The organism is Methylobacterium sp. CCH7-A2, from assembly GCF_001557075.1.
Taxonomy (GTDB): domain Bacteria; phylum Pseudomonadota; class Alphaproteobacteria; order Rhizobiales; family Beijerinckiaceae; genus Allobosea; species Allobosea massiliensis.
Genome location: NZ_LSKN01000126.1, coordinates 1 through 25,933 on the forward strand (window position 1 = coordinate 1; position 25,933 = coordinate 25,933).

Annotated in this window: 22 protein-coding genes; 13 read left to right on the forward strand and 9 right to left on the reverse strand. The window is 68.8% G+C overall.

The features are described from left to right. Positions 1 to 76: 76 nt before the first annotated feature. Positions 77 to 1,117: an ABC transporter substrate-binding protein gene (locus AX750_RS10960; RefSeq protein ID WP_067254053.1), complete on the forward strand. Its 1,041-nt coding sequence runs from the start codon at positions 77 to 79 to the stop codon at positions 1,115 to 1,117. A 13-nt stretch (positions 1,118 to 1,130) separates the two neighbouring features. Here AX750_RS10960 and AX750_RS10965 read toward each other — a convergent pair whose 3' ends face one another. Both AX750_RS10965 and AX750_RS10970 read right to left on the reverse strand, forming a co-directional pair. Beyond that, on the reverse strand, positions 1,131 to 1,613 hold the full coding sequence (locus AX750_RS10965; protein WP_067254056.1) for a GNAT family N-acetyltransferase: 483 nt from the start codon (positions 1,611 to 1,613) through the stop codon (positions 1,131 to 1,133). Next, complete coding sequence (locus AX750_RS10970) at positions 1,613 to 1,891, reverse strand: DUF1778 domain-containing protein (RefSeq protein ID WP_067254060.1); 279 nt, start codon at positions 1,889 to 1,891, stop codon at positions 1,613 to 1,615. The genes AX750_RS10965 and AX750_RS10970 overlap by 1 nt, the downstream gene beginning before the upstream one ends. A gap of 146 nt (positions 1,892 to 2,037) precedes the next feature. Here AX750_RS10970 and AX750_RS10975 point away from each other — a divergent pair, with 146 nt between their 5' ends. From AX750_RS10975 to AX750_RS11020, 10 genes are all read left to right on the forward strand, one after another. Next, positions 2,038 to 2,925: a hypothetical protein gene (locus AX750_RS10975; RefSeq protein ID WP_067254063.1), complete on the forward strand. Its 888-nt coding sequence runs from the start codon at positions 2,038 to 2,040 to the stop codon at positions 2,923 to 2,925. Beyond that, positions 2,831 to 4,375 carry a DNA polymerase Y family protein gene (locus AX750_RS10980; RefSeq protein ID WP_245282367.1) on the forward strand — a complete coding sequence of 515 codons (1,545 nt, stop codon included), beginning with the start codon at positions 2,831 to 2,833 and terminating at the stop codon, positions 4,373 to 4,375. The genes AX750_RS10975 and AX750_RS10980 overlap by 95 nt, the downstream gene beginning before the upstream one ends. Continuing rightward, positions 4,372 to 8,004, forward strand: a complete 3,633-nt coding sequence (locus AX750_RS10985) for an error-prone DNA polymerase (RefSeq protein ID WP_067254072.1) — start codon at positions 4,372 to 4,374, stop codon at positions 8,002 to 8,004. The genes AX750_RS10980 and AX750_RS10985 overlap by 4 nt, the downstream gene beginning before the upstream one ends. 200 nt (positions 8,005 to 8,204) lie before the next feature. Then, entirely contained in the window at positions 8,205 to 9,857 is a 1,653-nt protein-coding gene (locus tag AX750_RS10990; protein ID WP_067254077.1) for an ABC transporter substrate-binding protein, read from the forward strand. Positions 9,858 to 10,057: 200 nt separating this feature from the next. Beyond that, positions 10,058 to 11,656, forward strand: a complete 1,599-nt coding sequence (locus tag AX750_RS10995) for an ABC transporter substrate-binding protein (protein WP_067254080.1) — start codon at positions 10,058 to 10,060, stop codon at positions 11,654 to 11,656. A gap of 190 nt (positions 11,657 to 11,846) precedes the next feature. Beyond that, entirely contained in the window at positions 11,847 to 12,800 is a 954-nt protein-coding gene (locus AX750_RS11000) for an ABC transporter permease (protein WP_067254083.1), read from the forward strand. Between the two features lies 1 nt (position 12,801). Beyond that, on the forward strand, positions 12,802 to 13,695 hold the full coding sequence (locus AX750_RS11005) for an ABC transporter permease (protein WP_067254086.1): 894 nt from the start codon (positions 12,802 to 12,804) through the stop codon (positions 13,693 to 13,695). 1 nt (position 13,696) lies between these two features. After that, positions 13,697 to 14,725, forward strand: a complete 1,029-nt coding sequence (locus tag AX750_RS11010; protein ID WP_067254088.1) for an ABC transporter ATP-binding protein — start codon at positions 13,697 to 13,699, stop codon at positions 14,723 to 14,725. Next, positions 14,722 to 15,717 (forward strand): ABC transporter ATP-binding protein, encoded by a 996-nt coding sequence (locus AX750_RS11015; protein ID WP_245282368.1) that lies wholly within the window; start codon positions 14,722 to 14,724, stop codon positions 15,715 to 15,717. The genes AX750_RS11010 and AX750_RS11015 overlap by 4 nt, the downstream gene beginning before the upstream one ends. Before the next feature lie 106 nt (positions 15,718 to 15,823). Then, positions 15,824 to 16,609: an SDR family oxidoreductase gene (locus AX750_RS11020; RefSeq protein WP_067254091.1), complete on the forward strand. Its 786-nt coding sequence runs from the start codon at positions 15,824 to 15,826 to the stop codon at positions 16,607 to 16,609. Between the two features lie 66 nt (positions 16,610 to 16,675). On the opposite strand, the gene AX750_RS11025 is transcribed toward AX750_RS11020, so the two are convergent. From AX750_RS11025 to AX750_RS11055, 7 genes are all read right to left on the reverse strand, one after another. Beyond that, complete coding sequence (locus AX750_RS11025) at positions 16,676 to 17,311, reverse strand: EF-hand domain-containing protein (RefSeq protein WP_067254094.1); 636 nt, start codon at positions 17,309 to 17,311, stop codon at positions 16,676 to 16,678. Positions 17,312 to 17,474: 163 nt separating this feature from the next. After that, positions 17,475 to 17,879 carry a RidA family protein gene (locus tag AX750_RS11030; protein WP_067254097.1) on the reverse strand — a complete coding sequence of 135 codons (405 nt, stop codon included), beginning with the start codon at positions 17,877 to 17,879 and terminating at the stop codon, positions 17,475 to 17,477. 48 nt (positions 17,880 to 17,927) lie between these two features. Beyond that, positions 17,928 to 19,559: a benzoate-CoA ligase family protein gene (locus tag AX750_RS11035; protein WP_067254100.1), complete on the reverse strand. Its 1,632-nt coding sequence runs from the start codon at positions 19,557 to 19,559 to the stop codon at positions 17,928 to 17,930. 18 nt (positions 19,560 to 19,577) lie between these two features. After that, a complete protein-coding gene (locus tag AX750_RS11040; protein ID WP_067254104.1) occupies positions 19,578 to 20,780 on the reverse strand; it encodes an acyl-CoA dehydrogenase family protein in 1,203 nt (400 codons plus the stop codon). Between the two features lies 1 nt (position 20,781). Further along, the gene (locus tag AX750_RS11045) at positions 20,782 to 21,618 is read right to left on the reverse strand and encodes an enoyl-CoA hydratase family protein (protein WP_067254107.1); all 837 of its coding nucleotides are present in this window, start codon (positions 21,616 to 21,618) and stop codon (positions 20,782 to 20,784) included. Further along, a complete protein-coding gene (locus AX750_RS11050; protein WP_245282369.1) occupies positions 21,615 to 22,172 on the reverse strand; it encodes a MarR family transcriptional regulator in 558 nt (185 codons plus the stop codon). Before AX750_RS11050 ends, AX750_RS11045 begins: the two co-directional genes overlap by 4 nt. 3 nt (positions 22,173 to 22,175) lie before the next feature. Further along, on the reverse strand, positions 22,176 to 22,931 hold the full coding sequence (locus tag AX750_RS11055) for an SDR family oxidoreductase (protein ID WP_067254110.1): 756 nt from the start codon (positions 22,929 to 22,931) through the stop codon (positions 22,176 to 22,178). Positions 22,932 to 23,163: 232 nt separating this feature from the next. Between AX750_RS11055 and AX750_RS11060 the strand changes: the two genes are divergently transcribed. Both AX750_RS11060 and AX750_RS11065 read left to right on the forward strand, forming a co-directional pair. After that, entirely contained in the window at positions 23,164 to 25,488 is a 2,325-nt protein-coding gene (locus tag AX750_RS11060; protein ID WP_067254113.1) for a bifunctional salicylyl-CoA 5-hydroxylase/oxidoreductase, read from the forward strand. A gap of 108 nt (positions 25,489 to 25,596) precedes the next feature. After that, positions 25,597 to 25,929 carry a hypothetical protein gene (locus AX750_RS11065; protein WP_067254117.1) on the forward strand — a complete coding sequence of 111 codons (333 nt, stop codon included), beginning with the start codon at positions 25,597 to 25,599 and terminating at the stop codon, positions 25,927 to 25,929. Positions 25,930 to 25,933: the final 4 nt, after the last annotated feature.

Below are 25,933 nucleotides of genomic sequence, written 5' to 3' on the forward strand. Positions count from 1 at the left end.
CAAATCATCCCGACATAAACGCCTTGCCAAAGGGGGCGTCCACATATGAATCACCGTCTCAGAAAAGGGGAACAAGATGCTGAAAAGACTCTGCCTCGGCACCGTTGCCGGCCTGGCTCTGGCCGGGCTGGCCTTCACCGGCGCCGCCCGGGCGCAGGAGACCACGATCAAGTTCACCCTCGGTTGGAAGACGCAGGGCTCGGATGCCGCCTTCTTCGTCGCCCGCGACAAGGGCTACTACAAGGCGGAAGGTCTCAACGTGATCATCGACCAGGGCGAGGGCTCGGGCGCGACCGTCACCCGCATCATGGGCGGCGCCTATGACGCGGGCTTCGGCGACGTCAACGCCATCATCCAGAACGCCGCGACCAAGCCGGGCGAGAACCCGGTCATGGTCTACATGATCTGGAACCGTCCGCCCTTCGCGATCTCCAGCAAGAAGGCGACCGGGATCACCAAGCCGAAGGATCTCGAAGGCAGGACTCTGGGCGGCGCCCCCGGCACGCCGACGACCCGCCTGCTCGAGGTCTTCGCCCGCAAGAACGGGCTCGACATGGGCAAGATCAAGCTCACCAGCATGGCGCCCAACCTGCAGGAGCCGCTGCTGATCAAGGGCGACATCGACGGCGCGCTGGTGTTCAACATCACCAGCTATTTCAATCTGCTGCTGAACCGCCAGGACCCCGAGAAGGACTTCAACTGGCTCACCTTCGGCGATTTCGGGCTCGATCTCTATTCCAACGGGCTGATGGTCTCGCAGAAGCTGATCAAGGAGAACCCCAAGGCCGTCGCCGGCCTCGTGCGCGCCACCAACAAGGCGATGATCGAAATCGCGAAGGACCAGGCCGTCGCCATGAAGGCGGTGATGGCCTATGATGCTCTGGTCAACGAGGCGATCGAGAAGAAGCGCCTGCAATACTCCTTCAGCGAGCTCATCGTCTCTCCGGAGATGAAGGAGATCGGCGTCGGCGACACCAAGGATGCCCGCATGGCCAGCGCCATCGGCATCATCGTCGAAGGCTACCAGCTGCCCCGCACGCCCAAGCCCGAGGAGATCTTCTCCCGCGCCTTCCTGCCGCCCAAGGCCGAGCGCGAGCTGGTCTATACGGCGAATTGAGACAGCGAGGCGATCACGCCCGGTCGGCGAGGCTCATGACCAGTGTCATGGGGTTCTCCGGCCCGGGCGTGAAGCCGTAGCGCTCGTAGAAGCGTTTCGCATCCTCCGAGATGGCGTGGACGAGAAGGCCCCTGATGCCGAGGATCGTGGCCGCCTGGCGGGTCCGCAGGACGGCATCCCTGAGAATCGCGACGCCGAGGCCTTGCCCCTGGAAGCAGCGGTCGACGGCCAGCCGCCCGAGGATGGCCATCGGGATCGGGTCCGGCATGTTGCGTTTCAGCCGGCCGGGGGCCTCAGTCGCGATGAGAGCGCCTGAGGCGAGCGCGTAGTAGGCGGCGACCCGGCCGGTTTCGTCGGCGACGACATAGGTTCGCGAAGTGCCGCTGGCCTGGTTGAAACGTGATCGGCGCCTAAGCCAGTCGTCGCGGACGGGAACGCCTGAATCGAAGTCGTCGAGCCTGTGACGGTCGTCGAGCGGGGCAGGGGCGCCCAGCATCAGTCTTTCCAGGGGCGAGGTGCCGACATGAGGCGCTCATAGGCCTCGCCACCGGGAGGCCGGTCGAGGACCTCGACAAATCGATCATAGGTCTCGGGATCGACCCGGATGAAGGTCTGGTCCAGAAGCGTGTCTTCGGCCGCGCGCCGCGCGGCGTCGATCATGAACTCCGAGCGCGTCTTGCTCTGTGTGCTGGCGGCGTGATCGATCAGGTCGCGAACGTCTTCACGGATCCGCAGATTGACGGCGCGCGTCGCGATCTTCGGTGATGCGGGCACGGAGCCTCCTGAGTGGAGCACCTTAGCAGCAAAGATACACGCTGTGTATCCAATGCCGAAAGCGCAGGGCGGGACAGTCGCGTTCCCTGACTCGCCTTCCGTGGAGTCACGTTCTATAAAAGAACAAACACAGAACATGAGCCCGCATGCAGCCCCGCCCGGATCCCGCTTCGCTGACCGATCTGCGCCGCCATCTCGCCGAGATGGCGCTGCGCGGCGCGCCTGCGGCGGTGGGGCAGGTGAGTTTCGGCGCGCCCGCCCTCGATGAGGCGCTGAATGGTGGCATCGCCCGCGCGGCCCTGCATGAGGTCTATGCGCCCGCCACGGCCGATCTCGCGGCGGCGACGGGATTCGCCGTCGGTCTCGCCATTCGGGCCGCGCAGGAGCGCCCGATCCTTTGGGTGCGGCAGGATGTCGTCGATGCCGAGACCGGCCGGCTGCATCCGCCGGGGCTGACCGAACTCGGGCTCGATCCCGCCCGAATCCTGCTGGTGCGGGCGCGTGATGCCGAGGGCGTGCTGCGGGCCGGCGCGGAAGCCGCCCGCTGCCCGGCGCTGGGGGCGGTGCTGATCGAGCCCTGGGGCGCGCCGCGGCGCCTCGATCTGACCGCGAGCCGGCGCCTGGCCCTGGCGGCGGAAGGCTCGGGCGCGACCACGCTCGTGCTGCGCGCCGCCGTAGTGCCGCAGCCGAGCGCGGCCTCGACCCGCTGGCAGGTCGCGGCCCTGCCGTCGCGGGCACTGGAGGCGAATGCGCCGGGAGCCCCCGCCTTCAGCCTGAGATTGCTGAGGCATCGCGGGGGGCTGGGTGAGTGTGAGTGGCGTGTGGAGTGGAGCCGTGACCGACAATCTTTCCAGGAGAGCCCTGTCCAGAGCGACGCCCGAAACCGTCAGGCCGCTGCCGGCCGCGATGAGCCCCTCCGTTCCCCCAGAGCCAGCCCCGATGCCACGCCGCTATCTCGCTTTGTGGTTCCCTTTCCTGCCGACCGACCGGCTGCGGCGGGAGGGCCGGATCCCGACATCCGGCGTACCGGCTGACGCCCCGCTGGTGGTCTATGCCCATCGCGGCAGCGCGCTGCGCCTCGTCGCCTGCGACCAGGCTGCTCTCGCCCTCGGGCTCACGCGGGACCTGACCCTGGCCGACGCGCGGGCCCGCATTCCCGGGCTGATCGCGATCGAGGCCGAGCCGGAGGCCGACGAGGCCCTGCTGATGCGGCTCGCCGCCTTCTGCGATCGCTTCACCCCGCTGGTCGCGCTCGATCGCCCCCAGGGCCTGCTGCTCGACATCACCGGCTGCGCCCATCTCTTCGGCGGGGAGGGCGCGCTGCTGGCGACGATCGGCCGCTGGATGCAGCGCGGCGGTCTCGCGCTCCGCTCGGCCGTCGCGGGCACGCCCGAGGCGGCCCATGCGCTGGCGCGCTTCGGCCGGGGCGGGATCGTGCCGGCCGGGCAGGACGAGGCCTGGCTGCGGCCGCTGCCGGTCGCGGCGCTGGAGCTTCCTGCCGAGACCGCGCTCGCCTTGACCCGGGCGGGCCTGAGGACGCTGGCCGATCTTGCCGAGCGCCCCTCCAAGGCGCTGTCGGCCCGTTTCGGCGAGGATCTGGTGACGCGGCTGCGGCGCATGCTCGGCCATGAGGATGCCCGGCTCACGCCGCTGCGCCCGCCGCCGGCCTGCCTGGTCGAGCGTCATTTCGCCGAGCCGATGCTCGATCTCGACGGGCTGCAGGAGGTCGTCGCCCGGCTGATCGCGGAGGCCGCGCGGGTGCTGGAGCAGCGCGGCGAGGGCGGGCGCGTCTTCGAACTCGGCTTCCATCGCAGCGACGGGGCGGTGCGGCGGCTTTCGATCGAGACCGGGCGCCCGACGCGGGACGGCAGGGCCATCCTGCGGCTCTGGCGCGAGCGCGTCGAGAGCCTGTCCGACCCGCTCGATCCCGGCTTCGGCTTCGATGCGGTGCGCCTCGCCGTGCCGGTCTGCGAGCCGCTGGCGGAGGCGCAGCCGAGCCTCGACCGTCGCGCCGTCGAGGACGAGGCCGTGGCCGATCTCGTCGACCGGCTGGTCGTGCGCTTCGGCCGCGACCGGGTGCTGCGCTTCGTGGCGCAGGACAGCCACCATCCCGTGCGTGCGGCGAAGGCGCGCTCGGCCGCGCTGCCGCCGGCCGGCATCGCCTGGCCGGCGCCCCTTCCGCATGAGCCGCCGACGCGCCCGCTCCAACTCTTCGAGCCGCCCCAGCCGGTGGAAGCGATCGCCGAGGTGCCCGACGGCCCGCCGATCCGCTTTCGCTGGCGTCGGCTCATCCATGACGTCGCCCGTGCCGAGGGTCCCGAACGCATCGCGCCGGAATGGTGGCGCGACGGCTCCAGCGAGCCGATGCGCGACTATTACCGCGTCGAGGACTCGGCAGGTCGCCGCTTCTGGCTCTTCCGCATCGGATTCCACGAGCCGGAGCAGGCGCCGCCGCGCTGGTTCCTGCATGGGCTGTTTGCATGAATCAGGTCCTCAGCCCCTTCGCCGAACTCGTTGCCGCGACGAATTTTTCCTTCCTGCGCGGTGCCTCGCCCGGCCCCAATCTCGTGCTCACCGCGCTGCTGCTGGGCCATGCGGGATTGGGCCTGGCCGATCGCAACACGGTGGCCGGCGTGGTGCGGGCTTGGAGCGCGCTGCGGCAGCTGCGCGAGGACGGGCTGCCCCCGGCCGAGAAGCTGAAGGAGGGCGACAGTCCCGGCGAGCATGTCTGGATCGAGAACCCGGCCTTCGCCGATCTGCCCTTCACCGCGGAGCAGTTGCGGGCGATGGCGCGGGATTTCCGGCTCGTCCTCGGCAGCCGGCTCGTCTTCGCCGACGGCACGCCCGACATCGTCGTCTACCCCGCCAACCGCAGCGGCTGGGGCAGGCTCTGCCGCCTGCTCAGCGAGGGCAACCGGCGCGCGGGCAAGGGCGAGTGTATCCTCACCCTCGACGATCTGCTCGCCGACACGCGCGATCTCCTGCTGATCCTGATGCCGCCGCGCGATCTCACGGGCTTGCCTGCGCTGCTCGCCCGGCTGGACGAGGCCGCGCCCGGCTCGCTCTGGCTCGGCGCCAGCATGCACCGGCGCGGCGACGACCGCCGCCGGCTGGCGCGGCTGAAGACGATCGCCGCCGCGACCCGGACTCCGCTGCTGGCGACCAACGACGTGCTCTACGATGCGCCCGAGCAGCGCGATCTGCAGGACGTGCTGACCTGCATCCGCGAGGGCGTCTCGATCGAGCGGGCGGGGCGCCTGCTCGAGGCCAATGCCGAGCGCCATCTCAAGACGCCCCAGGAGATGATCCGGCTCTTCCGCGATGCGCCCGAGGCCATCGCCGAGACGCGCCATCTCCTCGCCCGCATCGAGTTCGATCTCGGCCAGCTCGAGTACGAATATCCCGACGAGCCCGTCCCGCCCGGCTGGAGCGACCAGGCCTGGCTGGCGGAGCTGGTGCGCCGCTGCTGCGTCATCCGCTATCCCAATGGGGTGCCGGCGAAGGTCGAGGCCCTGCTGCGCAAGGAGCTCGATCTGATCGCGGGGCTGAACTACGCCCGCTATTTCCTCACCATCCACCAGATCGTCGAATTCGCCGTCAGCCGTGGCATCCTCTGCCAGGGCCGCGGCTCGGCCGCCAATTCCGCCGTCTGCTATGTGCTCGGCATCACCGCCGTCGACCCCGCCGAGAGCGACGTGCTGTTCGAGCGCTTCATCTCGACGCAGCGCCGCGAGCCGCCCGACATCGACGTCGATTTCGAGCATGAGCGGCGCGAGGAGGTGATCCAGTGGATCTATGAGCGCTATGGAAGGCACCGCGCCGGCATCGTCGCGACCGTCATCCGATACCGTCCGCGCAGCGCCATCCGCGACGTCGGCAAGGCGCTGGGGCTGACCGAGGACGTCACCGCCCGCATCGCCGGCACGCAATGGGGCAGCTGGGGCACGGAGATCGGCGACGACCGCGTCCGCCAGGCCGGGCTCGACCCCGCCAACCCCACGATCCGCCGCGCCGTCGACTTCGCCATCCGCCTGCTCGGCTTCCCACGCCATCTCTCTCAGCATGTCGGGGGCTTCGTGCTGGCGCGCGGGCGCCTCGACGAGATGGTGCCGGTCGGCAACGCCGCGATGGCGGACCGCACTTTCATCGAATGGGACAAGGACGACATCGACGAGCTGCGCCTGATGAAGGTCGATGTGCTCGCGCTCGGCATGTTGACCTGCATCCGCAAGGCCTTCGACCTGTTGCGGCAGCATCAGGGCCTCGAGATGGGGCTGGCCGACGTGCCCAGGGATGACGCGTCGACCTACGACATGCTCTGCCGGGGCCAGTCGCTCGGTGTCTTCCAGGTCGAGAGCCGGGCGCAGATGAACATGCTGCCGCGGCTGAAGCCGCGCTGCCTTTATGACCTCGTCATCCAGGTCGCGATCGTCCGGCCGGGCCCGATCCAGGGCGACATGGTCCATCCCTATCTGCGGCGGCGGGCGGGGCTCGAGCCGGTGCATTACCCGGCGCCGGCCCCGGAGCAGGGCCCGGCCGACGAGCTCTTCCAGGTGCTGAACAAGACCAAGGGCGTCCCGCTCTTCCAGGAGCAGGCGATGAAGCTCGCCATGGTCGCCGCGAAGTTCACCGACAGCGAGGCCAACGGCCTGCGCAAGGCGATGGCGACCTTCCGCAGCGACGGCAGCATCGGCAACTATCAGGATCTGATGGTCGAGCGCATGGTGGCGCGCGGCTATGAGCGCGATTTCGCCCAGCGCTGCTTCGACCAGATCAAGGGCTTCGGCAGCTACGGCTTCCCGGAAAGCCACGCCGCCTCCTTCGCCAAGCTGGTCTACATCTCCTCCTGGCTGAAATGCCACCACCCGGCGGCCTTCGCTTGCGCGCTTTTGAACGCGCAGCCCATGGGCTTCTACGCTCCCGCCCAGATCGTGCGCGAGGCCCAGGAGGTCGGCGGCGTCGAGCCCCGCGCGATCGATGTGAATTCCAGCTTCTGGGACAATGGGTTGGAGCGTGTTGATCACGTTGAAAAGGGAAGCGCCGTCATCCCGGGCGACCGGAGGGAGACCCGGGATCCATTCCGGAACCTCTCCAACATGCGCTCAGGAATGGATCCCGGATCTCCGCTTCGCTGCGTCCGGGATGACCGGGGAGGGACTTCGGAAACTCACAGCCCTCATCCTGAGGAGCCGCGCAGCGGCGTCTCGAAGGATGATCCAGCGCGCTCTGAAACCATCCTTCGAGACGCGCCTGCGGCGCTCCTCAGGATGAGGGCCGAGGGGGTGGACAGGACGTGCTTCGCCCTCCGTCTCGGCTTCCGCCAGATCGACGGTTTCCGCGAGGAGTGGGGCCGGCGCATCGCGGCGCGGCGCGGCAGGGGCTATGCCGATGTCGAGGAACTGATGCGTCGGGCGGATCTGCCGGGCCGCGCGATGCGGCTGCTCGCCGATGCCGACGCCTTCCGTTCGCTCGGACTCGACCGCCGCGAGGCGCTCTGGGCCGTGCGCCGCCTGCCGGACGACGAGGCGCTGCCGCTCTTCGCCGCCGCACAGGCCCGCGAACTCGGCGAGGAGCCGGCCGTCCCGCTGCCGGTCATGCCGCTGCCGCAGCAGATCGTGGCCGACTATCAGACCGCCCGGCTCTCGCTGAAGGGGCACCCGATGGGCATGCTGAGGCCGCTGTTCCGGCGCGACCGTGTGCTGAGCTGTGCCGAACTCGACGGCCGCCCCGATGGCAGCTGGGCGGCGACGGCCGGCGTCGTGCTGGTGCGCCAGCGCCCCGGCAACGGCAAGGCGATCTTCATCACGCTGGAGGACGAGACCGGCATCGCCAACATCCTGCTCTGGGCCCGGCTGTTCGAGCGCTTCCGGCGCGAGGTGATGAGCGGGCGCCTGCTGCAGATCGAGGGCCGGGTGCAGAAGAGCCCCGAGGGGGTGGTCCATCTGATGGCCCAGCGCGTCGTCGACCGCACGGCCGATCTCGCGAGCCTGTCGGAGAGCCACAGCGCCACGATCACGCTGACGCGCGCCGACGAGTTCAAGCACCCCCAGCCCCCACGCGGGCGCCATCCGCGCGACGTCCGCATCCTGCCGAAATCCCGCGACTTCCACTGACTGCCGCAACGGTAGCCAATTTGCCTATTCCGTGAGCAGAATAGAGGCCCGCGTATGCGGGCCGTCGCCTTCTGTCCAATCAGGACGCACAAGGCGGGGGTGGCCGTGGCGGTCGATCGGCCGCGGCCTGCTGGCATGCCGGTTGCTAACCTCGTGCCGCCGTTCGCAGGAGCGCGCGGCCAACCACAGGGGAGACAAACGTGTCCGTATCCAGTTTCACCCGCTCGGCCCTTCTCGGCCTCGGCCTCTCGACGGCGCTCGTCACGGGCGCGCTCGCCCAGGAGAAGGTCCTGCGCATCGGCATGACGGCGGCGGACATTCCGCGGACCCATGGCCAGCCCGACCAGGGCTTCGAGGGCAACCGCTTCACCGGCATCCCGATGTATGACGCGCTGACCCATTGGGACCTCTCCTCGGCCGACAAGGCGAGCGTCGTCATCCCCGGTCTCGCCACCGAATGGGCGGTCGATGCCAACGACAAGACGAAATGGACCTTCAAGCTGCGTCCGGGCGTCAAGTTCCAGGACGGGTCGGACTTCAACGCCGCCGCTGTCGTCTGGAACGTCGACAAGGTCCTCAACAAGGAAGCCGCCCATTTCGCTCCGGACCAGATCGGCGTCACCGTCTCGCGTATGCCGACGCTGCGGAGCGCCCGCGCCATCGACCCGCTCACCGTCGAACTGACCACGAGCGAGCCCGACGCCTTCCTGCCGATCAACCTGACCAACCTGTTCATGGCCTCGCCGGCGCATTGGGCGGCCAAGCTCGCCGCCGTTCCGGCCTCGGTCACCGATCCGGCCGAGCGCGCCAAGCAGGCCTGGGCGGCCTTCGCCTCCGACCCCTCCGGCACCGGCCCGTTCAAGGGCGTTCGCCTCGTGCCGCGCGAGCGCTTCGAGATGGTCGCCAACAAGGCCTATTGGGACCCCAAGCGCGTGCCGAAGATCGACCGCGTCGTGCTGCTGCCGCTGCCGGAGGCCAATGCCCGCACGGCGGCGCTGCTCTCGGGCCAGGTGGACTGGATCGAGTCGCCGTCGCCGGACGCCGTGCCGCAGATCAAGCAGCGCGGCTTCACCGTCTACACCAACGCCCAGCCGCATGTCTGGCCCTGGCAGCTCTCCTTCGTCGAGGGCTCGCCCTGGGTCGACAAGCGCGTGCGCCACGCCGCCAATCTCTGCGTCAACCGCGAGGAGCTGAAGACGCTGCTCGGCGGGCTGATGGAGATCCCGAAGGGCACCGTGCCGCCCGGCCATCCCTGGTGGGGCAATCCCAAATTCGACATCAAGTATGATCTCGACGCCGCCAAGAAGCTGATGACGGAAGCCGGCTATTCGGCCGCCAAGCCGGCGAAGGTGAAGGTGCTGACCTCGGCCTCGGGCTCCGGCCAGATGCAGCCGCTGCCGATGAACGAGTTCATGCAGCAGGCGCTGAAGGAGTGCTTCTTCGACGTCGCGCTCGAGGTCGGCGAGTGGAACGCCGTCTTCACCAACTGGCGCGAGGGTGCCAAGCACGCCAATGCCCGCGGCGCCAACGCCACCAACGTCACCTTCGCGGCGATGGACCCGTTCTTCGCCATGGTGCGCTTCACCTCGACCAAGACCTTCCCGCCGGTCTCCAACAACTGGGGCTATTTCGGCAATGACGAGTTCGACAAGCTCATCGCCGATGCTCGCACCAGCTTCGACGGAACGGCGCGCGACGCGGCGCTGGCCAGGCTCCATGCCCGCATCGTCGAGGAAGCCCCCTTCGTCTGGGTGGCCCATGACGTCGGCCCGCGCGCGATGACCACCAAGGTGAAGGGCGTGGTCCAGTCGAAGAGCTGGTTCATCGACCTCGCTCCGATGTCGATGGACTGAGGCACCGCAATCTCGCGCTCACCCGCCTCCATCGTCATGGTCGGGCTTGTCCCGACCATCCACGTCTTCGTTCGCCCGCGGCGATGCTCAAGACGTGGATGCCCGTCACCAGAAAGGGCATGACGTTGGGGGAGGGTGTGGCTGCGACTGGCACAGCCCTTGCGACGCCAGTTTGGAACCCATCCAGACCGGAGCCACCCATGATCCGCACCGCCCTTGCCCTGACCCTCGCAGCCGGCGTTTCTCTGTTCGCCGCATCGGCACAAGCCCAGGGCACGCTGCGGATCGGCATGACCGCCTCCGACATCCCGCTGACCACTGGCCAGACCGATCAAGGCGGAGAGGGCATGCGCTTCATGGGCTATACGGTCTATGACGCGCTCATCAACTGGGACCTCAGCAAGGCCGACAAGGCCTCCGACCTGACGCCCGGCCTCGCCACGAGCTGGAGCGTCGACGCCGCCGACAAGACGAAATGGACTTTCGTGCTGCGCGAAGGCGTCAAGTTCCACGACGGCTCCGAGTTCACCGCCGACGCCGTGGTCTGGAACCTCGACAAGCTCCTGAAGAACGATTCCCCGCAATTCGATCAGCGTCAGGCGGCGCAGGGGCGCTCGCGCATTCCCGCCGTCGCCTCCTACAAGGTCATCGACAAGTACAAGGTCGAGATCACCACCAAGGCGCCCGACGCGACGCTGCCCTACCAGATCGCCTGGGTGATGATGTCCTCGCCGGCGCAGTGGGAGAAGCTCGGCAAGAGCTGGGAGGCCTTCGCCAAGACACCGTCCGGCACCGGTCCCTGGCAGCTCACCGCCTTCCAGCCGCGCGAGCGCGCCGAGCTCTCGCCCTTCCCGGGCTACTGGGACAAGGCCCGCGTGCCCAAGCTCGACAAGCTGGTGCTGCTGCCGCTGCCGGAGGCCAATGCCCGCGCCGCGGCGCTGCGCGCCGGGCAGGTGGACTGGATCGAGGCGCCGTCGCCGGACCTGATCCCCTCGCTCAAGTCCGCCGGCTTCCAGATCGTCACCAACGCCTATCCGCATAACTGGACCTGGCATCTCTCGCGCACCGAGGGCTCGCCCTGGAACGACATCCGCGTCCGCAAGGCCGCCAATCTCGCCGTCGACCGGCAGGGGCTGAAGGAGCTGCTCGGCGGCCTGATGATCCCGGCCGAGGGCTTTTACCCGCCCGGCCACCAGTGGTTCGGCAACCCCAAGTTCAAGCTCAAGCTCGACCAGGCGGAGGCCAAGAAGCTCCTCGCCGAGGCCGGTTTCTCGCCCGCTAAGCCGTTGCAGACCAAGATCCTGATCGCGCCCTCGGGCTCGGGCCAGATGCAGCCGCTGCCGATGAACGAGTTCGTCCAGCAGAACCTCGCCGAGGTCGGCATCAAGGTCGATTTCGAGGTCGTCGAGTGGAACACGCTGATCAACATCTGGCGCGCCGGCGCGAACCATGAATCCTCGCGCAAGGCGACGGGGATGAATTATACCTACTTCATCCAGGACCCTTTCACGGGCCTCATCCGTCACCTGCAGTGCAATCTGCAGCCGCCGGCCGGCACCAACTGGGGCATGTATTGCGACCCGGAGATGGACAAGCTGTTCGACCAGGTCCGCAACACCTTCGACGCGACGGCGCAGACCGCCGTTCTCCAGAAGATCCACGAGAAATATGTCGACGAGGCCCTGTTCCTGATGGTGACGCACGACGTCAACCCGCGCGCCATGAGCCCCAAGGTGAAGGGCTTCGTCCAGGCGCAGAACTGGTTCCAGGACTTCTCGCCGATCACCATGGCGAAGTGAGGTTGTTCTTGGCACGGAGCGAGCACCAGAAAAGCGCGAGTCATCCCGGACAAGCGGCGAAGCCGCGCCGATCCGGGATCCATTCCGCAGCCTTGCCGATCGAGGCTCAGGCATGGATCCCGGGTCTTCGCTGCGCTTCGCCCGGGATGACGGCGCGTTTGAGTGAACTCACAGTGCCAAGGCGATTGCCATGCTGAAATACCTCGCCAAGCGCATCCTCTACGTCCTGCCCGTCGCCTTCGGCGTCAGCCTGTTCTGCTTCCTGCTCGTGCATATCGCGCCGGGCGACCCGCTGACCTCGGTGCTGCCGCCCGACGCCTCGCAGGCGATGCAGGACGAGCTGCGCAAGATCTACGGCTTCGACCGGCCCTTGCCGGTGCAGTTCGGCCTCTGGCTGCTGAAGGCGCTGCAGGGCGATCTCGGCACCTCGATCGCCACGGGCCGCCCCGTCGCCGAGGAGGTCTGGCGCGCCGTCGGCAACACGCTGCTGATCGCGCTGCTGGCGACGGTGATCGGCTTCGTGCTCGGCTGCTTCTTCGGCTTCGTCGCCGGCTATTTTCGCGGCTCCTTCCTCGACAAGTTCGCCTCCATGCTGGCCGTGCTCGGCGTCTCCGTGCCGCATTACTGGCTGGGCATGGTGATGGTGATCGTGTTCTCGGTGCAGCTCGGCTGGCTGCCGCCGGGTGGGGCGGGGCCGGGCGGCTCGGCGGCGTGGAAATGGGACTGGGAGCATGTCAGCTACATGATCCTGCCCGCCATCACGATGTCGGTGATCCCGATGGGCATCATCGCCCGCACCGTGCGTGCGCTGGTCGCCGATATCCTCAATCAGGAATTCGTGCCGGCGCTGCGGGCCAAGGGCCTGCTCGACTTCGGCGTCTTCCGCCATGTCGTGAAGAACGCGGCGCCCACCGCGCTCGCGGTGATGGGTCTGCAGCTCGGCTACCTGCTCGGCGGCTCGATCCTTATCGAGACGGTCTTCTCCTGGCCCGGTACCGGCTTCCTGCTCGGCAACGCCATCTTCCAGCGCGACCTGCCGTTGCTGCAGGGCACGATCCTCGTGCTCGCCATGTTCTTCGTGGGCCTGAACGTCCTCGTCGATATCCTGCAGGGTCTGCTCGACCCGCGCGTCCGGAGGCGCTGAGATGTCCGCCATCGCGCAAGGCAAGGCGGCCGCCATCGTGCCGCCCCTGCAGAAATCCCCCGGCTACTGGTCGGGCGTCTGGCGCCGCTTCCGCAAGGACAAGGTTGCGGTCTGCGCCGGTCTCGTCGTGCTCGCCATCGTCCTGATGGCGATCTTCGCCGACTACCTCGCCCCCGCCGACCCGACCCGCTCCTCGATGCTGCGGCGGCTGCGGCCGATCGGCACGCCGGGCTATCCGCTCGGCGCCGACGAACTCGGGCGCGACATGCTCTCGCGGCTGATCTTCGGCGCGCGGCTCTCGCTCTTCATGGGCGTTGTGCCGGTCTTCATCGCCTTCATCATCGGCTCGGTCATCGGCATCGCCGCCGGCTTCTTCGGCGGCAAGTTCAACACCGTCGTGATGCGCACCGTCGATGTGTTCTACGCCTTCCCCTCGGTGCTGCTGGCGATCGCGCTCTCGGGCGCGCTCGGCGCCGGCATCACCAACTCGCTCTTGTCACTGACGATCGTCTTCATCCCGCCGATCGCGCGCATCGCCGAGAGCGTGACGACGCAGGTCCGCTCGATGGACTATGTCGAGGCGGCCCGCGCCAGCGGCGCCAACGCGGTCACCATCATCCGCGTCCATGTGCTCGGCAATGTGCTGGGACCGATCTTCGTCTATGCGACGAGCCTGATCTCGGTCTCGATGATCCTGGCCTCGGGCCTCTCCTTCCTCGGGCTCGGCACCAAGCCGCCGACGCCGGAATGGGGGCTGATGCTGAACACGCTGCGCACGGCGATCTATGTGCAGCCCTGGGTGGCGGCGCTGCCGGGCGCGGCGATCTTCATCACCTCGATCTCGTTCAACCTGCTCTCCGACGGTCTGCGCTCGGCGATGGATGTGAAGGGCTGACATGGAGCACGAGACCCATGCCGATCGCGGTGGACCGGGCACGCCGCTGCTGCAAGCGAAGACGCTGACCAAGCATTTCCCGCTCGGCGGCGGGGCTGTCGTGCGCGCCGTCGACGGCGTCGATTTCGCCGTCATGAAGGGCGAGACGCTCGGCGTCGTCGGCGAATCCGGCTGCGGCAAGTCGACGACCGCGCGCGTCGTCATGCAGCTGATCCCGCAGGACATGGGCGAGATGCTGTTCGACGGCGAGATCGTCGGCGGCCAGGCCCTGACCCTGAAGGAATACCGCCGTCAGGCGCAGATGGTCTTCCAGGACAGTTACGCCTCGCTCAACCCGCGCCTGACGATCGAGGATTCGATCGCCTTCGGCCCGACGGTGCACGGCGTCTCCAAGGCCAACGCCATCCTCAAGGCGCGCGACCTGCTGGAGCGCGTCGGGCTCGATCCCGCCCGCTTCGCCGCGCGCTACCCGCACGAGCTCTCCGGCGGCCAGCGCCAGCGCGTCAACATCGCGCGTGCGCTCGCGCTCGGCCCGCGGCTGGTGATCCTCGACGAGGCGGTCTCGGCACTCGACAAATCGGTCGAGGCGCAGGTGCTCAACCTGCTGGCCGACCTGCGCGAGGAGTTCGGCCTGACCTACATCTTCATCAGCCACGACCTCAACGTCGTCCGCTTCATCAGCGACCGCGTCATGGTGATGTATCTCGGCGAGGTCGTGGAGATCGGCCCGGTCGAGGAGCTCTATGGCGATCCGCGCCACCCCTATACCCGCGCGCTGCTCTCGGCGATGCCCTCCATGGATCCCGACAACCGGACCATGGAGGCCCCGCTCGCCGGCGATCCGCCCAACCCGATCAACCCGCCCGAGGGCTGCCGCTTCCACCCACGCTGCCCGCATGCGCAGACCGTCTGCGCCAAGGTGAAGCCGGTCCTGGCGACGGTCGGCGAGGGCGCCCGCCAGGTCGCCTGCCACATGCAGGTACCCGGCTCCGGCCACAGCCACGCGCCGGCCCTGGAGGTCGCGGCATGAACACGACCATGGGCACCCCTCTCGTCGAGATCGAGAACCTGACGGTACGCTTCCGCGGCGCCCAGACGGTCCACGCCGTCAACGGCGTCTCGCTGACCCTGGAGCCGGGCCAGGTGCTCGGCATCCTCGGCGAATCCGGCTCCGGCAAGAGCGTCACGCTGAAGACGCTGCTGCGTCTGCTGCCCGAGAGTCGCACCGATATCGGCGGCGGTGTCCGGGTCGACGGGCGCGACGTACTGGCGCTGAACCCGCAGGATCTGGCCGATTACCGCGGCGCCGTGACCTCGATGATCTTCCAGGATCCCGCGCTCGCGCTCGATCCCGTCTATACGGTCGGCCAGCAGATCGCCGAGGCGATCATCCGGCACGAGAGCATCTCGGCGAAGGCGGCGATGGCGCGCGCGCTCGAACTGCTCGAGCTGGTCCGCATCCCCTCGCCGGAGCGCCGGCTCAAGGCCTATCCGCACGAGATGTCCGGCGGCATGCGCCAGCGTGCCATGATCGCGCTCGCGCTCGCGGCCCGTCCGAAACTCCTGCTCGCAGACGAGCCGACCACCGCGCTCGACGCCACCGTGCAGATCCAGATCCTGCTGCTGCTGCGCCAGCTCCAGCGCGACCTCGGCATGGGCATGCTCTTCGTCACCCACGACATCGGCGTCGCGGTCGAGGTCTCGGACCGGCTGGCGGTGATGTATGCGGGGCAGATCGTCGAGACCGGTACGGTGCGCGAGCTGCTGCGCGATCCGCAGCATCCCTATACCCGCGGGCTCCTCGCCGCGAATTTGCACGGCGCGAAGAAGGGCGAGCGGCTCGAGGCCATTCCCGGCGCGCCGCCGGCGCTGACCGAGCCGCCCTCGGCCTGCTCCTTCGCGCCGCGCTGCAAGCATGCGCAGGATCGCTGCCGCGCGGCGCTGCCGCCCGTCGTCCAGCTCGGCGAGGGACGGGTGGTGCGCTGCATCCTGGCAGAACAGGCGCTGACCGCGGCGGCCTGAGCACGCCGCCCATTCCGCAGCGGCCATTTCCCCGCAGGCCTCGACCCGCTATCAGCAGCCGACGACGCGCCGCGACCCTGCCGCGCCAAACTGACGGAGCCTGCCCATGGATCTCGGCCTTCACGACAAGCGCGCTCTGGTGCTGGGCGCGAGCCGGGGGCTCGGCGCCGCCATCGCCCGCACGCTCGCGAGCGAGGGCGCCTCGGTCATAGCCGCCGCCCGCAATGTCGCGGCCATCGACGCCTGGGCCAGCGAATGCCCCGAGGAGGTCCGCAGCCGGATTTTCGCCGCCAGCCTCGACCTCTCGGACATCGCCTCGGTCGAATCCCTGATGAACGTGCTGCGCGATGCCGGCGGCATCGACATCCTGATCGGCAATTCCGGTGGTCCGCCCCCGGCCGAGGCGCGCGAGGCCGGCCGCGGTGACTGGCTCAAGCATTTCGAGGCGATGGCCGCCAATCTCTTCCACCTCGCACAGGGCCTTCTGCCGGGCATGGTCGAGCGCGGTTTCGGCCGCATCATCACGATCGCCTCCTCGGGCGTCGAGCAGCCGATCCCGCGTCTCGCCGTCTCCAACGGCATCCGCTCGGCCGTCGTCGGCTGGTCCAAGACGCTGGCTGCGGAGGTCGCCTCCCAGGGCGTGACCGTGAATGTCGTGCTGCCGGGCCGCATCCACACCGAGCGCGTCGACCAGCTCGATCAGGCGGCCGCCGATCGCGCCGGCACGACGCCCGAGCAGGCCGCCAAGGCCTCGCGCGCCACGATTCCCGCCGGCCGCTACGGCACGCCGCAGGAATTTGCCGATGTCGTGACCTTCCTTGCCAGCGAGCGGGCCAGCTACGTCACGGGCGCCAAGATCCGCATCGACGGCGGCGCCACGCGCGGCATCTGAAGCGGTCGAAGTGTCAGGAGGCGCCGGCCTGCCTTCTGGCGACCGGCGTCATCGTCGCAGGGAGGCTCAGGCCGCCTGCGAATAGGTGGTGCCGGACGCGTTCGCCGCGCCGAGCTGGTAGGTGCTGCCATAGGCCTGCGAGGCGCTGTTCGGCGGCGGGCCGGGCGGCGGACCCGACGGGCGGCTGCGCTGTTCGAGCGCGGCCTGGAAGGCGCTCTGCTCGTCCTTCGACATCGAGCCATCCGCACTCGTGTCGATCGCGTCGAACAGCTTGCTGAGCAGGTCGCTGGACGAACTCGTGCCCGACGAGAAGGCCGAGAGGAACTCGTCCTTGGCGACGCTGCCGTCGGAATTGGCGTCGAGCTGGGCGAAGATGTCGGTCTCCTCCTCGCTCTCGCCACTGCTGCTCTGGCTCTGCCCGCCGGCCTGGAGCCCGAACAGGAAGGACTGCAGCTGCTGCTGCGCCTGCTCGACCTTGGCCTTGAAGGCGTCCTGCTCCTCCTTGGTGACCGACCCGTTGCTGTCGCTGTCGATCGCCTTGAAGAGCTCCTCGCTCTTGCTGCTGTCGGCGCCCTTGGGCGCGCCGGCCTTGAATTCCTCGATGCTCAAGCCGCCGCTGCTGTCGGTATCGACCGACTCGAAACTCGGAGGCTTGGGCGGAGGCGGGCGAAACCCGCCGCTGACGCCACTGATGCTGGACATGGCTGGACTCCATCGCGTCACCGCCGGATGGCGGCGCCTGCGATTGTCCGACCGGAGCTCATTGCGGAAGCCTAAGGGGCAGGGGCGCTGCGCCCGGCAATTGGTAAGCCGGTGTTTCGGATGAGCCGGTCAGCAACAGGGCGAAACACAAATCCCGGTCGCCTCAGGCGATGACGGCCGTCGCCTCGATCTCGACCAGCGCCTCGGGCTCGACCAGCGAAACGACCTGAACGACCGCCATTGCCGGGAAGTGCCGGCCCAGCACGCCGCGATAGACCGGCCCGAGCTCCTTGAGGCTGCTGCGATAGGCCTCCATGTCGGTGACGTACCAGGTCATCCGCACGATGTCCTCGATCCGCCCGCCGCCGGCCTCGACCACGGCCTTGATGTTGAGAAAGGTGCGCTCGAGCTGCGGCAGGAAGCCCTTGGCGAAGACACCGTTCTCGTCCCAGCCGACGAGGCCGCCGGTGACCAGCACGCGGCCTTCCGCGACCATGCCGTTGGCATAGCCGCGCGGCAGCGGCCAGCCTTCCGGCAGGATGGCGCGGGACAGGGTTTCACTCGACATGGGCGTCGCCTCGGTTCGGGGCCGTTCCGGCTCGTCTGAAAGGATGGATCAGCCCTCGCCTTGCGCCATCTGGCGTAGCGCGAAGCGCTGCAGCTTGCCGCTGGCGGTCTTGGGCAGGGCCGTGACGAAGTCGATGGCGCGGGGATATTTGTAGGGCGCGATACTGGCCTTCACGTGATCCTGCAAGGTCTTGAGCATCGCCGCATCGCCGGCGACGCCCTCGCGCAGCACGACATAGGCCTTCACGATGTGGCCGCGCTCGGGGCAGGGCGCGCCGACAACGCCGCATTCCATCACGTCGGGATGAGCGAGCAGACAGGCCTCCACCTCCGGACCGGCGATGTTGTAGCCCGACGAGACGATCATGTCGTCCGAGCGCGCCTGGTACCAGAAATAGCCGTCCCGATCGCGGATATAGGTGTCGCCGGTGACGTTCCAGCCGTTTTGGACGTAAGCGCGTTGGCGCGCATCGGCGAGATAGCGGCAGCCGATCGGCCCGCGCACGGCGAGCCGGCCCGGCGTCCCGTCGGGCACCTCGCCCCCCTCGGCATCGATGATCTTCGCCTCGTAGCCCGGCACCGGCAGGCCGGTCGCACCGGGGCGGATGGCCTCCTGTGGCGCGGCGATGAAGATGTGCAGCATCTCGGTCGCGCCGATGCCGTCCATCAGCTTCAGGCCGGTCTTCGCCAGCCAGGCGTCGAAGACCGGCTTGGGCAGCGTCTCGCCGGCCGAGACGCAGATCCGCAGCGAGGAGATGTCGCGGCCGGCGAGCTTGTCGAGCACGGCCCGATAGGCCGTCGGCGCGGTGAAGATCACGCTCGCCTTGTGCCGCTCGATCGCGTCGAGCAGATCCGCCGGGGCCGTCCTGTCGGGCAGCACGGCCGCCGCGCCGATGCGGAAGGGGAACAGCACGATGCCGCCGAGCCCGAAGGTGAAGGCGAGCGGCGCCGAGCCGATGAAGCGGTCCCCGGGCGAGGCTTTCAGCACCTTGGCGGCATAGGTGTCGCAGATCACCAGCAGATCGCGCTGGAAATGCATCGTGCCCTTGGGCTCGCCGGTGGTGCCCGAGGTGAAGCCGATCAGGCAGACATCGTCGCTGGCGGTATCGACCGCCTCGAAGCGCTCATAGCCCGGCTGCGCCATCAGCGTCTCGAGTTCGCTGCCCTCCGCGCCGAAGGCGACGATGCGCGCAAGCTCCGGCACCTGCCGCTGCGCGCCCTCCAGATCGGCCAGCAGACGGTGGTCGCAGAGCGCCAGCGCGATCCTGGCCTTGCGCAGCGGATAGACCAGTTCGCCCGCCCGCAGCATCGGCATGGTCGCGACCACGACGCCACCGGCCTTGATGACGGCGAGATAGGCCGCGACCATCATCGGCGTGTTGGCCGCGCGCAGCAGCACCCGGTGGCCGGGGACCAGGCCGAGATCCCGCGTCAACACATTCGCGATGCGGTCGATCCGCTCGGCGAGGTCCCGATAGCTCCAGGTCAGATGATCGCCGATGATCGCCGGCCGGTCGCCGCGTCCCTGCGCGACATGCTCGTCGACCAGAACGCTCACCGCGTTCAGCCGCTCCGGATAGCGCAGCCCGGCCCCGGCGAGGTCGATCGCCGGCCATTGCTCCGGCGGGGGCAGGTTGTCGCGGGCAAAACTGTCGATATGGCCGGAGCGCAGGAAGTTCATGGCCGTCACCCTCGTCGTCTAGCTCTTGGCCTTGAGGAGGTCGCGCGCGATCACGACCTTCTGGACTTCCGAGGCGCCTTCGTAGATCCGCAGCGCCCGGATTTCCCGGTACAGTTCCTCCACCTTGACGCCCTTGGTGACGCCGAGGCCGCCATGGATCTGGACGGCCCGGTCGATCACACTCTGGGCGTTCTCCGTCGCGACGAGTTTGGCGAGCGCGGCCTCGCGGGTGACGCGCGCCGCGCCGCGATCCTTGGTCCAGGCGGCGCGGTAGACCAGCAGGGCAGCGGCATCGACCTCGGCCGCGCTGTCGGCGATGGCGGCCTGGGAGAGCTGGAGATCGCCCAGCGTGCCGCCGAAGAGCTTGCGCGTGCTGGCATGGGAGATCGTCTCGTGCAGCGCGCGCCGCGCGAAGCCCAGCGCCGCGGCGCCCACCGTCGAGCGGAAGATGTCGAGCGTCGCCATCGCGACCTTGAACCCGTCGCCGGGGCCGCCGATCCGGTTCTCGACCGGCACGCGGCAGGCCTCGAAACGCAGCGTCGCCAGCGGATGCGGCGCGATCACCTCGATCCGCTCGGTCACGCTCAGGCCGGGATTGTCCGCCTCGACCAGGAAGGCGGAGAGCCCGCGCGCACCCGGCGCCTCGCCGGTGCGGGCGAAGACGACGTAATGGTCGGCGATGCCGCCATTCGAGATCCAGCTCTTCTCGCCGTCGATCCGGACATGGCCGTTGCCGTCGGGCGTGGCGGTGGTCGCCATCGCCGCGACGTCGGAGCCCGCTTCCTTCTCGGACAGCGCGAAGGCCGCGATCCGGGCGCCCTCGCAGACGCCGGGCAGGATGCGCTGCTTCAGCGCGTCGGAGCCCGCGACCGTGATCGCGCCGGTGCCCAACCCCTGCATCGCGAAGGAAAAATCCGCCAGCCCGTCGCGCGCCGCCAGGATCTCACGGGCGAGGCAGAGCGTGCGCACGTCCAGCGCCGGGTTCAGCCCGCCATAGGCCTCCGGCACGACGGCGCGGAGGAAGCCGCCTTCGCCGAGAGCCGTGACGCGCGCCCGGCAGGCCGCGTCGACATCGTCATGGGGCAGGCCGGGCAGGGTGGCGTCGGCCCAGGCCGAAAGCTCGGCGGCGAAGCGGCGGTGCCGGTCCTCGAAGAAGGGCCAGTCGAGCGTGTCGCCGAGAAGGCCCGGGAGATGAGGTCCGTCGAGCTTCGTCGCAGCCATCTCAGTTGCCCTCGAAGACCGGCTTCTGCTTGTTGGCGAAGGCGTGGTAGGCGCGGGCGAAATCCTCGGTCTGCATGCACAGCGCCTGCGCCACGGCTTCCGCCTCGATCGCGCTTTCGACCGACATCGCCCATTCCAACTCGAGCATGCGCTTGGTCATGGCGTTGGCGAAGGTCGGCCCGTCCGCCAGTTCGGCGGCCAGCGCCTGCGCCTCGGCGAGAACCTGTTCCTTCGCGACGAGCCGGTTGAGGAAGCCCCAGCGCTCGGCCTCTTCGCCGCGCAGTGTCCGGCCCGTGTAGAGCAGCTCCGCCGCACGGCCCTGGCCGATGATCCGCGGCAGCATCGCGCAGGCGCCCATGTCGCAGCCGGCCAGCCCGACGCGGTTGAACAGGAAGGCGATCTTGCTCTCGGCCGTGCCGAGCCGGAGGTCGGACGCCATGGCGATGATCGCGCCCGCCCCGGCGCAGACGCCGTCGATGGCGGCGATCACCGGCTGCGGGCAGGCGCGGATCGCCTTGACGAGCTCGCCGGTCATCCGGGTGAACTTCAGCAGGTCCTTGGTCTCCATCGCAACCAGCGGGCCGATGATCTCGAAGACGTCGCCGCCGGAGGAGAAATTGCCGCCGGCGCCCGTTACCACGATCGCCTTGACGTCCTCCTCCTTCTGCGCGGCGAGGAAGAAATCGGTGAGTTCGCGGTAGCTTGCGAAGGTCAGCGGATTCTTTTTCTCAGGCCGGTTCAGCGTCACGGTCGCGACCTTGCCGGCGACGGAGAGCGCAAAATGCTGCGGCTGGAACGCCGCGAGCGGCAGGGTCGTGGCGTTGGCCAGAGTGGTCACGAGGCGTCTCCCTTGCCGGCATCGTCCGGCTGGCTGGCGTCCTGCGCCCTTGCCGCGATCGCGCGGTGCAGCGAGGCCTTGGTCTGTCCGAGCAGGCGGAAGAGCTGCGCCCGCTCCTGCTGGTTGAGACCCGCGAAGAGCTCGGCGATCCAGCCCTCGTGCCGCTCGGCCATCGCTTTGAAGGCCTTGCGGCCCTGCGCGGTCAGCGTCAGGACCTGCACGCGCCGGTCCTGCGTCGCGGCGCGCTTGTCGACGAGCCCGTCCGCCAGAAGCCCAGCGACGACGGCGGTGACGTTGCCGTTCGAGACCATCAGCCGCTGCGAGACCTCGCCGACCGTCATGCCGGTGCTCGACTTGTCGAGCTGCGCCATCAGATCGAAGCGCGGCAGCGTCGTCCTGAATTCCTCGCGCAGCCGGTTGCGGATCTCCGTCTCGATCAGCGTCGAGCAGGTCAGCAGCCGCAGCCAGAGCCGCAACTCGTCCTTGTGGTCGCCGGGGCGCTCGCTCGCCTTGGTCTCGCGGTCGAGCATCAGGCCGGGGAGGATGCTCTCCATCGCCTAGAACTCCCCGCCATTGATCATCAGGGACTGGCCGGTCACAGCGCCGCTGGCCGGCCCGCAGAGATAGAGCACCGCCTGCGCGACCTCCTCCGGCGCGATCAGCCGCCCCAGCGGATTGTCCTTGACCATCCCGGCCAGCGCCTGCTCGCGGGTGACGCCCGTCTTGGCGACGATGGCGTCGAGCCCGCTCGCGACCATGTCGGTATCGGCATAGCCGGGGCTGACCGCGTTCACCGTCACGCCGCTGCGCGCCGTCTCCAGTGCCAGCGACTTCACCAGCCCGATCACGGCATGCTTGGCCGCGACATAGGCCGATACGTGAGGATAGCCGCGATGGCCGGCGGTCGAACCGATCGCGATCAGCCGGCCATGGCCGCGCTCAACCATGCCGGGCAGGGCACCGTGGAACAGGTTCACCGTGCCGATCAGGTTGATCTCGGTCATCCGGCGGAAGCGGTCCGCCGGGCTACGCAGAAAGGCCCCCGCCTCGACGGCGCCCGCATTGGCGACCGCGATGTCGATCGGCCGTCCCTCGGAGAGCTGCGCCAGTGCCTGCGCCATCGCGTTCGCATCGGTGACGTCGCAGGCGGCCTGGGCATCGGCGTCGCCCGCTGCGCAGGCCGCAGCCAGGGCCGCCACGTCGCGGCCGAGGATGGAGACCCGCGCGCCCTCGCGGCGCAGGCGTGCGGCGATGGCGCGGCCGATGCCGCGCCCGCCGCCCGTCACCACTGCGTGCCGCCCTGAAAGGAGCATCCGTACCGCCTCCCGATGCGCCAATGTATTTTAGGTCTAAAGCATTTTGCAAGCGCCGCGAGACAGGCACCGAAGCCCACCGACCCGCGCCCGATCTGGCGCGGAAGCGCCCGCTATCCTGAGGTTCGTCACTGCGTCACTTGATCTCGCTCAAAGCGGGGCGCGTGGTCTTGAGCAAAAATTATTTCAGACCTAAAATAATTTTCCGGTCGGTTGGGACGAGGGGCTTCGGATGCGTATCGCGGTGGTCGGCGGCGGGCCTGCGGGCCTCTATTTTGCGCTCCTGATGAAGCGGGACTGGCCGGATCTCGACATCACGGTCTTCGAACGCAACCAGCCGGACGACACCTTCGGCTTCGGCGTGGTCTTCTCGGACCAGACGCTCGACATCTTCAAGGCCGCCGACGAGGCGAGCTACGCCGCGATCCGCGACAATTTCGCATATTGGGACGACATCGAGGTCCACTTCAAGGACAGCGTCCACCGCGTCTCCGGCAACGGCTTCTGCGGCTGCTCGCGCCGCTCCCTGCTGCTGCTGATCCAGGCGAGGGCGCGCCAGCTCGGCGTCGAGTTGCGCTTCGGCGAGGAGGCTGCCGACATCGAGACGCTGAAGACGAGTTACGATCTCGTGGTCGGCTCGGACGGCATCAACAGCCGCATCCGCGAGGGCTGGCGCGACCGCTTCCAGCCGAAGGTCGATCTGCGGCCCAACCACTTCACCTGGATGGGCTCGACCCGCCCCTTCGACGCCTTCACCTTCTTCTTCAAGGAGACGCCGCACGGCGTCTTCATCGCCCATTGCTACCAGTACGAGGCCGGCCGCTCGACCTGGGTGCTGGAAACGGACCCCGAGACCTTCCGGAAGGCCGGCCTCGGCGCGATGGACGAGGCGGCGTCGGCCGCCTTCCTCGAAGGCGTCTTCGCCGAGGAGCTGCAGGGCCACCGGCTGATCACCAACCGCTCGCTCTGGCGCAACTTCCCGATGATCCGCTGCCGCAACTGGGTGGTCGAGAACGTCGTCCTGCTGGGCGACGCCAAGGCGACGGCGCATTTTTCGATCGGCTCCGGCACCAAGCTCGCGATGGAGGATGCGATCGGCCTGCACAAGGCCTTCCATCAGGCCGGACTGCAGGTTGCGGACGCGCTCGCTTTGTTCGAGCGCAGCCGCCGCGAGGAGGTCGAGAAGACCCAGCACGCCGCGGATGTCTCGCTGGTCTGGTTCGAGCAGCTCGGCCGCTTCTGGGATTTCGAACCCTTGCGCTTCGCCTTCGGCCTGATGACGCGCTCCAAGGCGATCACCTATGACAATCTCGCTCTGCGCGCGCCCGACATGGTCAAGGCCGTCGACGAGATGGTCGCCGGCGAACTCGGCCCGCTCGCCCGCCGCCGCAAGGACGGCAGCGCCGTGCCGCCGGCCTTCCAGCCGCTGAAGCTGCGCGATCTCACGCTGGAGAACCGCCTCGTCCTGGCGCCGATGTGCCAGTACTCGGCTGATGACGGCGTGCCCGGCGACTGGCACCTGATGCATTACGGCTCGCGCGCCATCGGCGGCCCCGGTCTGATCTTCACCGAGATGACCTGCGTCGCTGCCGATGCCCGGATCACGCCCGGCTGCGCCGGTCTCTACAATGACGAGCAGGAGGCCGCCTGGAGCCGCATCGTCGCCTTCGTCCATGCCAATTCGGCAGCAAAACTCTGCCTCCAGCTCGGCCATGCCGGGCGAAAAGGGGCGACGAAACTGATGTGGGAGGGCATGGACCGCCCGCTGGCGGAGGGTGCCTGGCCGATCATCTCGGCCTCGCCCTTGCCCTACTATCCCGAGAGCCAGGTGCCGCGCGAGATGACGCGGGCCGACATGGACCGGGTCAAGGCGGAGTTCGTCGCGGCCGCCGAGCGGGGCGCGCGCGCCGGCTTCGACATGCTCGAACTCCACTGCGCCCATGGCTACCTGCTGGCGAGCTTCCTCTCACCGCTGACCAACCGCCGCGGCGATGAATACGGCGGCAGCATCGAGAACCGGCTGCGCTATCCGCTCGAGGTCTTCCGCGCGCTGCGCGAGACCTGGCCGCGCGAGAAGCCGATGTCGGTTCGCATCTCGGCGACCGACTGGGCGCAAGGCGGGCTATCGGCCGAGGATTCGGTCGCGATCGCCGAGGCCTTCGCCGCCGAGGGCTGCGATCTCGTCGATGTCTCGACCGGCCAGACCGTGCGCGAATCGCGGCCCGTCTATGGCCGCATGTTCCAGACCCCGTTCTCGGACCAGATCCGCAACGAGGCCCGCGTCGCGACCATGTGCGTCGGCAACATCACCACCGCCGACCAGGCCAACACGATCGTCGCCTCCGGCCGGGCCGATCTCGTCGCGCTCGGGCGGCCGCATCTGTCGGACCCGTCCTTCGTGCTGCGCTCGGCCGCCTGGTATGGCGTCGATCTGATGCAGCCGGTGCAGTACGGGCCGGGCAAGGACCAGCTCCTGCGCAACACGCCGCGCGAGCGGCAGGACCTGGAGGCGCTCAAGCTCAAGGCCAAGCCGAGCCGCCACGCCGTCTCGGCCTGACGGGTTCTGCGGGGAGGACCAGGCGCCGCAGGAAGCGGAACATCGCGCGTGCCCTTGGGTTGGGGTGTCCGAGGCTCGCGCCGGATGCGGGCCGTGGAAGGAAACCCGATGGTTCGCTCTCTCTCGCGGCTCGCGCTGGTCGCGGCCCTCTCCGCCCTCCCGCTCGTGGCGTCGGCCCAGACGCCGCCCACCACGCCGCCCTCCGACCCGGCGCAAGCGCAGGCCAGCGGAGGCCTCGGGCCGAAGACGACCAACCCGACCGAGATCGACAAGGGTCAGAACATGATCCTGCCCAACGCCGGCCGCTCGGGGGAATCCGCCGCGCCGACCATGGTCTATGACTGCAAGAACCGGCCCCAGGACTGCACCACGCCCACCAATCAGGGCGACAAGGTCGACGTCCCGGACATGTCGTCCGCCCCACCGACGTCGAAGCCCTGAACCG